The organism is Methylobacterium sp. 391_Methyba4, assembly GCF_029691625.1.
GTDB lineage: Bacteria > Pseudomonadota > Alphaproteobacteria > Rhizobiales > Beijerinckiaceae > Methylobacterium > Methylobacterium fujisawaense.
The window spans coordinates 1,849,175-1,861,638 of record NZ_CP121475.1; the positions used below are offsets into that span (position 1 = coordinate 1,849,175).

Below are 12,464 nucleotides of genomic sequence, written 5' to 3' on the forward strand. Positions count from 1 at the left end.
GTCGGACCGGAGACGCCCGGCAACCGTTCATGCGCGGCACTGGTGCCACAGGACCCAGGTTTGACCGCGGGCCGGGTTGGGGCGATGGAGGACGGATGCCCCAATCCCCCCCTCGCATGACCCTCGTCCTCGGCGGGGCGCGGTCCGGCAAGAGCGCCTACGCGGAGGGGTTGATCGAAGCCTGCCCCGGCCCGTGGCTGTATCTCGCCACCGCGCAGGCCTTCGACGACGAGATGGTCGCGCGCATCGCCCAGCACCGCGCCCGGCGCGCCGGGGCGTGGCGCACCCGCGACGTGCCGCTCGCCCTGCCGGAGGCGGTCGCCGCGTCCGAAGGGCCGGTCCTGGTCGATTGCCTCACGCTCTGGCTCACCAACCTGATCCTCGCCGAGGCCGATCTGGACGCTGCGACGGCGCGCCTCCTCGAAGCCTGCGCCGGCGCGCCCGGCCCGGTGGTGCTGGTCGGCAACGAGGTCGGGCTCGGGATCGTGCCCGACAACGCCCTCGCCCGCCGCTTCCGCGACGCGGCCGGCCGCCTGCACCAGCAGCTCGCCGCCCGGGCCGACCGGGTCGTGCTCACCGTGGCCGGCCTGCCGCTGGTCGTGAAGCCGCAAGCCCCCACCGCAGGAGCCTCCGCATGAGCGACGACGACGCCCGCCACCGCGCCAAGATGGAGAAGCGCAAGGCCGTCCAGGATGCCGAGGTGGCCGCCAAGACCCTCGAGAAGGGCCTGCTCCTCGTCCATACCGGTCCGGGCAAGGGCAAGAGCACGGCGGCGCTGGGGCTGATGCTGCGGGCGCTCGGCCGCGGCTGGCGGGTCGGCATGGTGCAGTTCATCAAGGGCGGCTGGGATACCGGCGAGCGCCACGCCGTGGCGGCCTTCGGCGACCGGGTCGTGTGGCACACCCTGGGCGAGGGCTTCACCTGGGAGACCCAGGACAAGGCCCGGGACATCGCCGCCTGCCGCCACGCCTGGGACGTCGCCGCCGGCCTGATGGCCGATCCGACGATCCGCCTGCTCGTCCTCGACGAACTGAACATCGCGCTGCGCTACGACTATCTCGACCTCGACGCCGTCGTCGAAGCCCTCCGCACGCGGCGGCCGGACCTGCACGTGGTCGTCACCGGCCGCAACGCCAAGCCGGCCCTGATCGAGGCCGCCGACCTCGTCACCGAGATGGGCAGCGTCAAGCACCACTTCGCTGCCGGCGTGAAGGCGCAGGAAGGGATCGAGTTCTGAGCCCGCCGCGGACAAAGGCCCTGATGATCCAGGGCACCGGCTCCGATGTCGGCAAGTCGCTGCTCGTGGCGGGGCTGGCGCGCGCCTTCACGGAGCGGGGCTTAAGGGTCCGGCCGTTCAAGCCGCAGAACATGTCGAACAACGCCGCCGTCACCGCCGATGGCGGCGAGATCGGCCGCGCGCAGGCCCTCCAGGCCCGGGCCGCCCGGGTGGCGCCCTCCGTCCACATGAACCCGGTCCTGCTCAAGCCGCAGAGCGAGGTCGGCTCCCAGGTGGTGGTGCAGGGCCGGATGGTCGCCACCGTGAAGGCGCGCGACTACCAGGCCTGGAAGCCCCGGCTGATGTCGGCCGTCCTCGACAGCTTCTCCCGGCTCGCCGGGGAGGCGGATCTGGTCCTCGTCGAGGGCGCGGGCTCGGCCTCAGAGGTGAACCTGCGGGCCGGCGACATCGCCAATATGGGCTTCGCCCGGGCCACCGACACGCCGGTGGTGCTGGTCGGCGACATCGACCGGGGCGGGGTGATCGCGAGCCTCGTCGGCACCAAGGCGGTGATCGACCCGGAGGACGCCGCCCTGATCGCGGGCTTCCTCGTCAACCGCTTCCGCGGCGATCCGAGCCTGTTCGCCGACGGCATGCGGCTGATCGCCGAGCGCACCGGCTGGGCGGCTCTGGGCCTCGTGCCGCACTTCCCCGATGCCGCGCGCCTGCCGGCCGAGGACGTGCTGGGGCTCGCCGGCTCGGAATCGCGCGGGCCCGGAGCCGTCACGGTGGCGGTGCCGGTGCTGCCGCGCATCGCCAATTTCGACGACCTCGACCCCCTGCGGGCGGAGCCCGGCGTGTCGGTGGTGCTGGTCCGGCCCGGCACGCCGATCCCCGCCGAGGCCGCCCTCGTGCTGCTGCCGGGCTCCAAGACCACGATCGACGACCTGGAGGCCTTTCGCCAGGAGGGCTGGGACGTCGACCTGCGCGCCCATATCCGCCGGGGCGGGCGGGTGCTCGGCCTGTGCGGCGGCTACCAGATGCTGGGCAACAGCCTCGCCGACCCGCACGGGATCGAGGGCGCGCCCCGCACGGTGGCGGGCCTCGGGCTCCTCGACGTCGACACCGTCATGACCCCCGAGAAGCGCCTCGCGGCGGTCACCGGCACGAGCCTGCCGGACGGCGTTCATTTTGCCGGCTACGAGATGCATATCGGCGCGACGGAGGGCCCCGACGCCGCCCGGCCGCTCCTGCGCCTCGCCGACGGGCGCCTGGACGGGGCGGTCTCGGCGGACGGGCGCGTGGCCGGCACCTACGTGCACGGCCTGTTCGCCCACGATGCCCAGCGGGCGGCCTGGCTCGCGCGCCTCGGGACGGCCTCGGACGGCCCGGGCTACGAGGCCGGGGTCGAGGCGGCGCTGGACGGCCTCGCGCGACACATCGCGGCCCATGTCGACTGCGACCGCCTCCTGGCGCTTGCCCGGTAGGCGCGGGCCGCGCCAGGGATTACTCTGTGTAATGCCGGTCCCGCCACGAAGGGCCGCACGCGCCAGAGGAACGCCCCATGCCCCCCACGCAATCCCCCGTCGGGGAGGATCTCGGCGCGAGCACCGTCCGCACCGTGACGCTGCGGCTGATGCCGCTCCTCGGCCTGCTCTACCTGATCGCCTATATCGACCGGCAGAACGTCTCCTACGCCAAGCTGGAGATGGTCGGCAGCCTCGGCCTCTCCGAGACCGCCTACGGGCTCGGGGCCTCGCTGTTCTTCCTCGGCTACTTCCTGTTCGAGGTGCCGGCCAACGTCTTCCTGGAGCGGGTCGGCGCCCGGATCTGGTTCGCCCGGATCATGATCACCTGGGGGATCGTCACCGTCCTGCTGGGCTTCACCCAGGGCACGGCGATGTTCTACGTGCTCCGCTTCCTGCTCGGCGCCGCGGAGGCCGGCTTCTTCCCCGGCGTGCTGTTCGCCCTGACCCTGTGGTTCCCGCAAGGACACCGGGCGCGGATGATCGGCTGGTTCATGATCGCCAGCGCGGTGGCCAACGCGGTGGGCGCGGCGGTCGGCGGCGCGCTGCTCGGCCTCGACGGGCTCCTCGGCCTCCAGGGCTGGCAATGGGTGTTCCTGGCCACCGGCGCGCCGGCGATCCTCATGGCCGCGGTGGTGCTGGTGGTCCTGCCGGACGGTCCCGAGACGGCGCCCTGGCTGTCGCAGGCGCAGCGCGACTGGCTCGCCCGCACCCTGCGGGCCGAGCGCGAGGAGGGCGGCCATGTCGACCACGGCAACCCCTTCGCGGCGCTCCTCGACCGGCGGGTGCTGATGCTCGCCGGTGTCTACGTCTCCCTGCCGCTCGCCGCCTACGGACTGGGCTACTGGCTCCCCACCGTGGTCAAGGGCTTCGGCGTCTCGAACCTCACCAACGGCTTCCTCAACATCATCCCCTGGATGGCCACGGCCGTCGCCCTCTGGTGGGTGCCGCGCCACGCCGCCCGCACGGGCGCGCAGGGCAATGCCCTGACCTGGCACGTCGTCGGGCCGGCGCTGGTGGGGGCGGCGGGCCTCGCGCTCTCCGTCGTCCTGCCGGGCAACGCGGTGAAGTTCGCCTGCCTGTGCGTGGCCGCCGCCGGGACCTTCGCGGCCCAGCCGGTCTTCTGGTCGATGCCCGGGACCTTCCTGCGCGGCGCCTCGGCGGCGGCCGGGATCGCGGCGATCAACTCGGTGGGCAATCTCGGCGGCTTCGTCGCCCAGAACGCGGTGCCGTTCATCCGCGACCAGACCCGGAGCGACCTCGTGCCGATGCTGTTCCTGGCCGCCTGCCTCGCCGTGGGCGCCGGCCTGATGTTCGTGGTGCTCTCCGCCCTGCGCCGGGACGCGGCGCGGCGGGCGGCGCCGAATGGGGCACGTCCGGCCTGAACACGGGCCGGATCCGTGCGTTATCCTTCCTCAAGCCGGATCGCCCGGCAGGATGATGCAGGACCGCATCCCGCGGGACAGCGTCGAGGAGGACTACACGATGAGCCAGGGATTTCCCCTTATGATCCTCGCCTTCGGGACGCTCGGCGGCATCTGGTTCCTGGCCGCCGCAGCCCGGAAGCAGGTCGCAGACGCCAAGGGCAGCCCGGAACGCTCCAACCTGATCCACCAGCACGGCGGCACGCCGCGGCCGAACATGCCGGGCACCGAGCACTGAGGCTCCGTCAGCCGGCGGCGATCCGCCGGCAATGATCGAGGGCGGCGCCGATCAGGTTGTCGCTGGCCTCTGGCGTCCGGAACGCCGAATGCGCCGAGAGGGTGACGGCGGGCAGGGACACCAGCGGGTGGTCCGCCGGCAGGGGCTCGACCGTGAACACGTCGAGCCCGGCCTGCGCGACGCGGCCGCTGCGCAGGGCCTCGACCAGGGCGGCCTCGTCGATCAGGGCCCCGCGGGCGGTGTTGATCAGGAGGACGCCGGGCTTCATCGCGGCGATGCGCGCGGCCGAGAGGAAGCCGCGGGTCTCGTCGGTCAGGAGCAGGTGGAGCGAGACCACGTCGCTCTCGGCGAGCAGCCGCTCCAGCGGCACGAAGGTCACGTCCGGATGCGCCTTGGGCGTCCGGTTCCAGGCGAGCACCCGCATGCCGATGCCCCGGCAGAGCCGTGCCATCTCGGCCGCGATCCCCCCGAACCCGACGAGGCCGACCGTCTTGCCGGTGAGCTGGACCGCCTCGCGGCGCAGCCAGGTGCCGGCACGCATCGCCCGGTCCATCTCGGATAGCCCGCGGGCCGCCGCCCACATCAGCGCGAAGGCGCATTCGGCCACCGCCGTGTCGCCGTACCCCTTGATGGTGTGGACCGTGATCCCGCATTCGGCCGCGAGGGCCTCCGGGTCCATGTAGCTGCGGGCGCCGGTGCCGAGGAACACCACGTGCCTCAGGCCCCCGCAGGCCCGGGCCACCGCGCGGGGGAGGGCGGTGTGGTCGATCACGGCGATCTCCGCCCCGGACAGGAGGCCGGGCAGGTCCTGCGGAGCGATGCCGGGATCGGCGTGGATCGCGAAGGGCGGGTCGTCCGGCCGCAGCAGCCGCCGGGCCACCGCCGCCAGGGTCTCGTTGGCATCCACGAACACCGCGCGCATCGGGGTCTCCCTGTCCGGTCCCGTCACGATGCGTCGGGAGCGCGGGCCGTGCCAAGGCCCGGTCGGCCGGGGCGGACGGGTCAGCCCGCCAGCGCCAGGGACAGGGCGAGCAGCCCCAGCACGAGCCCGCCCTGGAGCCAGCAGGCCGTCCGGTACAGGGTCAGCGCCCGGGCGATGTCGTCGGCCGTGGCCTCGGCCCGCCCGTCGCCCATATGGGCGTCCGGGACGAGGGTGCCGTCATAGACCCGCGGTCCCGCGAGCCGCAGGCCAAGCGCCCCGGCCATGGCGGATTCGGGCCAGCCGGCATTGGGCGAGCGGTGGCGGCGCGCGTCCCGGGCCATCGCCCGGAGCGCGCCCCGCGCGTCGGCGCCGCGCAGGAGCGCCGACGCGGCGATCAGCAGGCCCGCGAGCCGGGAGGCCGGCAGATTCACCCCGTCGTCGAGCCGCGCCGCAGCCCAGCCGAAGGCTTCGTAGCGGGGCGTCCGGTGGCCGATCATGCTGTCGGCGGTGTTGATCGCCTTGTAGAGGGCGCCCCCCGGCAGGCCGAGGCCGCCGATCCAGAAGGCCGGCGCCACGATCCCGTCGGAGAAGTTTTCCGACAGGCTCTCGATCGCGGCGCGGCAGACCGCCGGTTCGTCGAGGCGCTCGGGGTCGCGCCCGACGATCATCGCCACCGCCCGGCGCCCGGCCTCCCGGCCGCCGGTGCGCAAGGCCTTCTCCACGGCGGCGACGTGCTGGTGCAGGCTGCGCTGCGCCGGCAGGCTCGCGCAGAGCAGGCCGAGAAGGAGCAGGGCGGGGAGGGGGCCGGCCAATCCCGCCAGCACCGTGAGGGCGAGGGCCGGCAGGCCCACCGCGGCAAGCAGGCAGGCCAGCGCGGCGCAGCCGGCGATCCGCCGCCGCCGCGCGGAGCCGCGGTTGAGGCCGCGCTCCAGGGCGGCGATCAGCCGGCCGATCCAGGTGACAGGGTGACCGGCCGCCCTGTAGAGCGCGTCGGGATAGCCGGCCGCCGCCTCGATCCCGAGGGCGACGGCGAGGACGGCAAGCGTGTCGGCAAACGTACCGGGCAGATGGACCATTCGGTGTGGAGCGTTCCCACGCGTGAGGTCGCCCCGATCGCGCATGGCGGCGATCTCGGCGGACTCCGCAAAGCCTTTCCCGACGCGCCGGAGCCCTGGCTCGACCTCTCGACGGGGATCAATCCGGTCCCGTACCCCGTGCCGCCGGTGGAGGCCAGCGCCTGGACGCGGCTGCCCGAGGCCGCCGAGCTCGGGGCGCTCCGGGCGGCGGCCGCCGCGGCCTACGGCGCGCCGGACGCCGCGCATGTCGTGCCCGCCCCCGGCACCCAGATCCTGATCGAGACCCTGCCCCGGCTGATGGCGCCGACCCGCGTCGCGGTGCTCGGGCCCACCTATGCCGAGCACGCCGCCGCCTGGGCGCGCGCCGGGCACGCGGTGACGGAGATCCGGAAGCTCGATGCCCTCGGCGAGGCCCGGGTGGCGGTGATCGTCGATCCCAACAACCCGGACGGGCGGACCCTGCCCCTGGCCGAGCGCCGGGCCCTGGCCGCGGCCCTCGGCAAGCGGGGCGGCCTGCTCATCGCCGACGAGGCCTTCGCGGATCTGGAGCCGGTGGAGAGCCTGAGCCCACACGCGGCGCCGGGCCTCGTGGTGTTGCGCTCCTTCGGCAAGACCTACGGGCTCGCCGGCCTGCGCCTCGGCTTCGCGGTGGCCGATCCCGGCACGGCGACCCGGATCGCCGAGGCCCTCGGACCCTGGGCGGTGTCGGGCCCGGCCCTGGCGATCGGGCGCGCCGCCCTGTCGGATGCGGGCTGGCGCGCGCAGGCCGCGGCGGCGCGGTCCGCGGACGCGGCCCGCCTCGACCGGATGATCGCCCGGGGCGGCGGCCGGATCGTCGGGGGAACCAGCCTGTTCCGGACCGCCGACTTTTCCGACGGGCCCGACCTCTACCGGCGGCTCGCGGCGGCCGGGATCGCGGTGCGGCGCTTCGCGGATCGCCCGGAGCGCCTCCGCTTCGGCCTGCCGGCCGGGAAGGCGGCGTGGTGCCGTCTGTCGCGGGTCCTCAGGTAGACCGCACGCCGGGCGGATGCGGATCGCGCGCCGCCACGATCACGGCCAGCGCCGAGAAGGCGAGGCCCACCGCGCAGACTCCCGCCCAGCCGACCAGCAGGAACGCCTGCGAGCCGGCATAGGCGCCGAGCGCCCCGAACACGAACAGGGTCGTGAACAGGACCGTGTTGATGCGGCCCCGCGCCCCGGGGACCAGGGCGTAGGCCCGCGTCTGGTTGGCGATGAGGGCGCCGTTTATGCCGATGTCGATCAGCAGCACCCCGAGGGCCACCGCGACGAGCGACCACGTCCCGCCGGCCCAGAGCACCATGAAGGACAGCGCCACGAGCAGGCTGCCGCCGAGCACCACGGGCTTGGCGCCCCGCCGGTCGGTGAAGCGGCCCGACAGGGGTGCCACGAAGGCGCCGCAGACGCCGATCACCCCGAACAGCCCCGCGCCCGCGGCGGAGAGTCCGAAGGGCGGCCCCTCCACCAGCAGCGCCAGGGTCGCCCAGAAGGCGTTGAAGGCGGCAAACAGCAGCGCCTGCGACAGGCTCGCCGTGCGCAGCACCGGCTGCGTGCGGGCGAGGTGCAGGATCGACAGCATCAGGGCGCGGTAGCGCAGCGGGTGCGTCTGCACCGTGTGGGGCAGGGTGGCCCGGGCGATGGCCGCCATGGCGAGCGCCAGCAGGGACGCGACCAGGAAGACCGGCCGCCATCCGAGATGCGCCCCCAGGACGCCGCTCGCCGTCCGGGCGAGCAGGATGCCGGTGAGTAGGCCGGTCATGACCTGGCCGACAATCCGCCCGCGGCTCGCATCCGGGGCGAGTTCCGCCGCGAACGGGACCGCCTGCTGGGCCGCGCTGGCCAGCACCCCGACCGCGAGGTGGGCGAGGGCGAGGCTCGCGAGGTTCGGGGCCAGGCCCACCGCCAGCAGCGCCAGGGCGAGTCCGAGGCATTGCCCCACGATCAGGGTGCGGCGCGGCAGGGCATCGCCGAGGGGCACGAGCCCGACGATGCCGAGCCCGTAGCCGACGAGCGCCGTGGTCGGCACCCACAGGGCGGCGCGGTCGCCGAACTCCGCCACGATCAGCCCGAGCAGCGGCTGGTTGTAGTAGATGTTGGCGACCGCTCCGCCGGCGATCAGCGTCAGGCCGAGCCGGGCCTTCGCGTCGAGCGTCGTGGTCACGGCTGGGTCGGGGGCAGGCAGGCACGCCGCCGCGGAAGGGCCATGGTCGGGTCCGTGTGCGGGAGAGGTCCGGGCCGCGAGCGATACGGGCGGAGCGTGCGGTGGAGCAAGCTGCGGCGATGCATCCCTGCCGGCACGCCCCCGGCCCCTTCACCGGAACCGAGGGCGCCCCATATGCGGAAGATGCAGCCGGCGCCGTCCGCACGCGAGCGGGCGCCGCAGGCCATGCACCGGGCGTCGAGCCGATAGAGGTTCCGAACCGGATTACGAACGAGAGGGCGGTTTCGTTCCGGATGAACGGGGCCGGAACCGCCGCAGCAGGGAGTACGGGATGCCGAACTACCGCATCGACTTTGCCAAGGAGATCCTCGGGGTACCGTTCACGGTCGGCTCCGTGGCGATCACGCGGGCCCGCGATCCCGAGCGCGCCCGCCGCGCCGCCGAACTCCGCTTCGCCCGCCAGCACGGCGTCGGCGACTGGCGGGAGCGGGCCGACCTCGCCACCGTCGCCGAACAGCTCTGACGCACCCGCCCCGGGATCGTCACACGACCTTCGTGCCGCTCCCGCACGCTGGGAGCGCGCCGTTCGGGCCGGTCAAGCTCTGGTCGCGGCGGCCGCGGCGCCGTAGAATGGCGGGCGGATCGGGACGCTGAGCGAGCCGCCCCGGAGTGGGCGGCGGCTGCCGGATCCGCACGCGCCCGTCCGACGAGCCGGCGTCGCGGGGCCGGAAGCGTCTCGAATCCGGGTCGACGGGGGTCAGTGCAAGGGTCATGGCGGCGATCTCCTTCTTCGGCGACCTGCTTCAGACCATCAGCGAGCGCGGCCGCGACCTGATCGGCATCGGGCGCGGGGACATGACGTCCCGGGCCAGCGCGGGCGACCTCGTCAAGCTGTGCGAGGACCTGATCTCCCGGCGCGGCGAGGCCTCCGGGGTGGCGCTCGCCCGCCTGATCCTCGACCGCTACGCCAGCTTCGGGCAGGCGGAGCGCCACGCCTTCCTGCGGGCCATCGCCCTCGATTTCGATGCGGACCACGAAGCCGTCGACGAGGCGATCGCCGCCTACCGGGCCGCCCCCTCCCGCGCCCGCCTCGGCAGCCTGCACGAGGCCGCCGAGCCGCGCAGCCAGGAGCTGATCCGCCGCCTCAACCTCGCCCGCGGCGGCACGCTCAGCCTCGTGCGGATGCGCGAGGACCTGTTCGACCTGCGCCGCGCGCTGCGCGCCGGCGACGAGGCCGACCCCGCCCTGATGGACGCCGTCGACAGCCTGGACAGCGATTTCGAGCACCTGTTCGCCTCGTGGTTCAACCGCGGCTTCCTGGTGCTGCGCCACATCGACTGGACGACGCCGGCCCATATCCTGGAGAAGATCATCCGCTACGAGGCGGTGCACGCCATCGCCGACTGGGACGACCTGCGCGCCCGCATCGAGCCGCCGGACCGGCGCTGCTTCGCGTTCTTCCACCCGGCGCTGGCCGACGAGCCGCTGATCTTCGTGGAGGTGGCGCTCACCGACCAGATCGCCCCGGCCATCGCCCCGATCCTGTCGCGGGAGCGCAAGCCGCTGCAGCCGCAGGCGGCCAACACGGCGGTGTTCTACTCGATCTCGAACTGCCAGAAGGGGCTCGCCGGCGTCACCTTCGGCAATTTCCTGATCAAGCAGGTGGTCGAGGACCTCACCCGCGAGGTGCCGACGCTCAAGACCTTCGTGACGCTGTCGCCGGTGCCGGGCTTCGCCGCGTGGCTGGCGCGGGAGCGCCGGGCCGACAGCCCGCAGGGCCTGCTGCCCGAGGATGTCGAGGTCCTGCGGGCGCTGGACGACCCGAACTGGCCGGCCGACAAGGCCCGGGCCGAGACGGTGCGCCGGGCGCTGATCCCGGCGGCGGCGGCCTATTTCCTGCGCGCCAAGAACGAGCGCGGCCGCCCCCTCGACCCGGTGGCCCGGTTCCACCTCGGCAACGGCGCGCGCCTCGACCGCATCAACTTCCTGGGCGACACCTCGAAGAAGGGTCTGGCCCAGTCGCACGGCCTGATGGTCAACTACCTCTACGACCTCGCCGCCATCGAGCGGAACCACGAGACCTACGCCAATCTCGGCACCGTGGTGGCCGCGCCGGCGGTGACCCGTGAGCTGCGCGCCAAGCTGCCGCCGCCGCGGGCCGTGGTGCTGGCCGAGGCGTAGGATCCGGGCCGGTCGGGGCCCGCCTGTCACCGCCGGGCCGCGGGGCGCCACCGGAAAGGGCTCGCCGGAAGGCCCTCCGGGCGGTTATGGGTGCGTCAGACAGACAGGTCCCGCGACAGCTCTAGCCTCACGATGACGAACCACCTCTTCTCCCTGGTGCGGGACGGCGTCCCCGATCCCGCCAAGACCGTGATCGAGACCCCTGAGGGCCGCCGATACTCCTACGCGGACCTGATCGCCCGCTCCGGCGCCTACGCGGCGGCCCTGCGGGCGGCGGGCGTCGAGACCGGCGACCGGGTGGCCGTGCAGGTCGAGAAGAGCCCCGAGGTGATCTTCCTGTATCTCGGCGCGGTCCGGGCCGGCGCCGTGTTCCTGCCGCTCAACACCGCCTACACCCCGGCGGAGATTGGCTACTTCCTGAACGACGCCGAGCCCGCCGTGTTCGTCTGCGACCCGGGCCGGCGCGACGCGCTGGCGGAGGCCGCCGCGGGCGTGCGCCGGATCTGGACCCTCGACGGGGCGGGCGGCGGCAGCGCCGCCGAGGCCGCGGACCGGGCCGGGGATGCGGGGAGCGCCTTCGCCGACGTGCCCCGGGGCCCGGAGGATCTCGCGGCGATCCTCTACACCTCCGGCACGACCGGGCGCTCCAAGGGCGCCATGCTGACCCACGACAACCTCGCCTCGAACGCCCGAACCCTCGTCGATTTCTGGCGCTTCACCGCCGACGACGTGCTGATCCACGCCCTGCCGGTGTTCCACACGCATGGCCTGTTCGTGGCGACCAACACGGTGCTGGCGAGCGGCGGCTCCATGCTGTTCCTGCCCCGCCTCGACCCGAAGCTGATCCTGAGCCTGATGCCCCGGGCCAGCGTGCTGATGGGCGTGCCGACCTTCTACACCCGCCTCCTCAAGGAGCCGGGCCTCACGCCGGAGGCGGCCGGAGGCATGCGCCTGTTCGTGTCGGGCTCGGCGCCGCTGCTCGCCGAGACGCATCGCGCGTGGCAGGCCCGTACCGGCCACGCCATCCTCGAGCGCTACGGCATGACCGAGACCAACATGAGCACCTCGAACCCCTATGCGGGCGACCGGGTCGCCGGCACGGTGGGCTTCCCCCTGCCGGGCGTGTCCCTGCGGGTGGTCGATCCGGAAACCGGCGCGGCCCTCGGTCCGGACGCGGTGGGCATGATCGAGGTGAAGGGCCCGAACGTGTTCCTGGGCTACTGGCGCATGCCCGAGAAAACCGCGGCCGAGTTCCGGGCCGACGGGTTCTTCATCACCGGCGACCTCGGCAAGGTCGATGACCGGGGCTACGTCCACATCGTCGGGCGCGGCAAGGACCTGATCATCTCAGGCGGCTTCAACGTCTACCCCAAGGAGGTCGAGACCGAGATCGACGCGCTGCCGGGCGTGGTCGAATCCGCGGTGATCGGCTTGAGCCATCCCGATTTCGGCGAGGCCGTCACCGCCGTGGTGGTGGGGGGGCCGGGATGCCCGGACGAGGCCGGCGTACAGGCCGCCCTGGAGGGCCGGCTCGCCCGGTTCAAGTGCCCCAAGCGCGTCCTGTTCGTGAGCGAGCTGCCGCGCAACACCATGGGCAAGGTGCAGAAGAATCTTCTGCGGGACGCGCATGTGGAGCTCTACCGGGACTGACGATCCGATCCGCCGGCAGGGACCGGCGGATCGGGAATTCGGCCGCACCGTC

The 12,464-nt window shown here is 73.7% G+C and carries 12 protein-coding genes; 9 read left to right on the top strand and 3 right to left on the bottom strand.

All coding sequences use genetic code 11. The features are described from left to right. The first annotated feature begins 95 nt into the window (after positions 1–95). The 5 genes from cobU to P9K36_RS08755 all read left to right on the top strand — a co-directional run bounded on the left by cobU (position 96) and on the right by P9K36_RS08755 (position 4,404). The gene (cobU, locus tag P9K36_RS08735; protein WP_182592913.1) at positions 96–638 is read left to right on the top strand and encodes a bifunctional adenosylcobinamide kinase/adenosylcobinamide-phosphate guanylyltransferase; all 543 of its coding nucleotides are present in this window, start codon (positions 96–98) and stop codon (positions 636–638) included. Then, positions 635–1,237 carry a cob(I)yrinic acid a,c-diamide adenosyltransferase gene (gene cobO, locus P9K36_RS08740; protein ID WP_053609835.1) on the top strand — a complete coding sequence of 201 codons (603 nt, stop codon included), beginning with the start codon at positions 635–637 and terminating at the stop codon, positions 1,235–1,237. The genes cobU and cobO overlap by 4 nt, the downstream gene beginning before the upstream one ends. A 23-nt stretch (positions 1,238–1,260) precedes the next feature. Beyond that, entirely contained in the window at positions 1,261–2,703 is a 1,443-nt protein-coding gene (locus P9K36_RS08745) for a cobyric acid synthase (protein WP_278306913.1), read from the top strand. A gap of 77 nt (positions 2,704–2,780) precedes the next feature. Further along, positions 2,781–4,127, top strand: coding sequence for an MFS transporter (locus P9K36_RS08750; protein WP_043355965.1), 1,347 nt, complete (start codon positions 2,781–2,783; stop codon positions 4,125–4,127). A 52-nt stretch (positions 4,128–4,179) separates the two neighbouring features. Beyond that, positions 4,180–4,404 (top strand): hypothetical protein, encoded by a 225-nt coding sequence (locus P9K36_RS08755; protein WP_043389407.1) that lies wholly within the window; start codon positions 4,180–4,182, stop codon positions 4,402–4,404. Between the two features lie 7 nt (positions 4,405–4,411). Here the strand turns inward: P9K36_RS08755 and P9K36_RS08760 are convergent, their stop codons facing one another. After that, complete coding sequence (locus tag P9K36_RS08760; RefSeq protein WP_111474035.1) at positions 4,412–5,326, bottom strand: NAD(P)-dependent oxidoreductase; 915 nt, start codon at positions 5,324–5,326, stop codon at positions 4,412–4,414. A gap of 80 nt (positions 5,327–5,406) precedes the next feature. Further along, positions 5,407–6,402 (bottom strand): adenosylcobinamide-phosphate synthase CbiB, encoded by a 996-nt coding sequence (gene cbiB, locus P9K36_RS08765; RefSeq protein WP_278306914.1) that lies wholly within the window; start codon positions 6,400–6,402, stop codon positions 5,407–5,409. Here cbiB and cobD point away from each other — a divergent pair. After that, positions 6,394–7,413 (top strand): threonine-phosphate decarboxylase CobD, encoded by a 1,020-nt coding sequence (cobD, locus tag P9K36_RS08770; RefSeq protein ID WP_278306915.1) that lies wholly within the window; start codon positions 6,394–6,396, stop codon positions 7,411–7,413. The two genes, cbiB and cobD, sit on opposite strands and share 9 nt — an antisense overlap. Here the strand turns inward: cobD and P9K36_RS08775 are convergent. Continuing rightward, entirely contained in the window at positions 7,406–8,581 is a 1,176-nt protein-coding gene (locus P9K36_RS08775) for an MFS transporter (protein WP_043389410.1), read from the bottom strand. The genes cobD and P9K36_RS08775 overlap by 8 nt on opposite strands. 331 nt (positions 8,582–8,912) lie before the next feature. Here P9K36_RS08775 and P9K36_RS08780 point away from each other — a divergent pair, with 331 nt between their 5' ends. The 3 genes from P9K36_RS08780 (at position 8,913) to P9K36_RS08790 (ending at position 12,412) form a co-directional block, all read left to right on the top strand. Beyond that, positions 8,913–9,104 carry a hypothetical protein gene (locus P9K36_RS08780; RefSeq protein WP_043352836.1) on the top strand — a complete coding sequence of 64 codons (192 nt, stop codon included), beginning with the start codon at positions 8,913–8,915 and terminating at the stop codon, positions 9,102–9,104. Between the two features lie 248 nt (positions 9,105–9,352). Continuing rightward, positions 9,353–10,762 (top strand): malonyl-CoA decarboxylase, encoded by a 1,410-nt coding sequence (locus P9K36_RS08785; RefSeq protein ID WP_043389412.1) that lies wholly within the window; start codon positions 9,353–9,355, stop codon positions 10,760–10,762. 132 nt (positions 10,763–10,894) lie between these two features. Then, a complete protein-coding gene (locus P9K36_RS08790) occupies positions 10,895–12,412 on the top strand; it encodes a malonyl-CoA synthase (RefSeq protein ID WP_278306916.1) in 1,518 nt (505 codons plus the stop codon). Positions 12,413–12,464: the final 52 nt, after the last annotated feature.

Bases quoted from the DNA above. Each gene is read 5' to 3' on its own strand.
- cbiB (WP_278306914.1), bottom strand. From the start codon at position 6,402: ATGGTCCATCTGCCCGGTACGTTTGCCGACACGCTTGCCGTCCTCGCC.
- cobU (WP_182592913.1), top strand. From the start codon at position 96: ATGCCCCAATCCCCCCCTCGCATGACCCTCGTCCTCGGCGGGGCGCGG.
- P9K36_RS08755 (WP_043389407.1), top strand. From the start codon at position 4,180: ATGATGCAGGACCGCATCCCGCGGGACAGCGTCGAGGAGGACTACACG.
- P9K36_RS08785 (WP_043389412.1), top strand. From the start codon at position 9,353: ATGGCGGCGATCTCCTTCTTCGGCGACCTGCTTCAGACCATCAGCGAG.
- cobD (WP_278306915.1), top strand. From the start codon at position 6,394: ATGGACCATTCGGTGTGGAGCGTTCCCACGCGTGAGGTCGCCCCGATC.
- P9K36_RS08780 (WP_043352836.1), top strand. From the start codon at position 8,913: ATGCCGAACTACCGCATCGACTTTGCCAAGGAGATCCTCGGGGTACCG.
- P9K36_RS08745 (WP_278306913.1), top strand. From the start codon at position 1,261: ATGATCCAGGGCACCGGCTCCGATGTCGGCAAGTCGCTGCTCGTGGCG.
- P9K36_RS08790 (WP_278306916.1), top strand. From the start codon at position 10,895: ATGACGAACCACCTCTTCTCCCTGGTGCGGGACGGCGTCCCCGATCCC.
- cobO (WP_053609835.1), top strand. From the start codon at position 635: ATGAGCGACGACGACGCCCGCCACCGCGCCAAGATGGAGAAGCGCAAG.
- P9K36_RS08750 (WP_043355965.1), top strand. From the start codon at position 2,781: ATGCCCCCCACGCAATCCCCCGTCGGGGAGGATCTCGGCGCGAGCACC.
- P9K36_RS08760 (WP_111474035.1), bottom strand. From the start codon at position 5,326: ATGCGCGCGGTGTTCGTGGATGCCAACGAGACCCTGGCGGCGGTGGCC.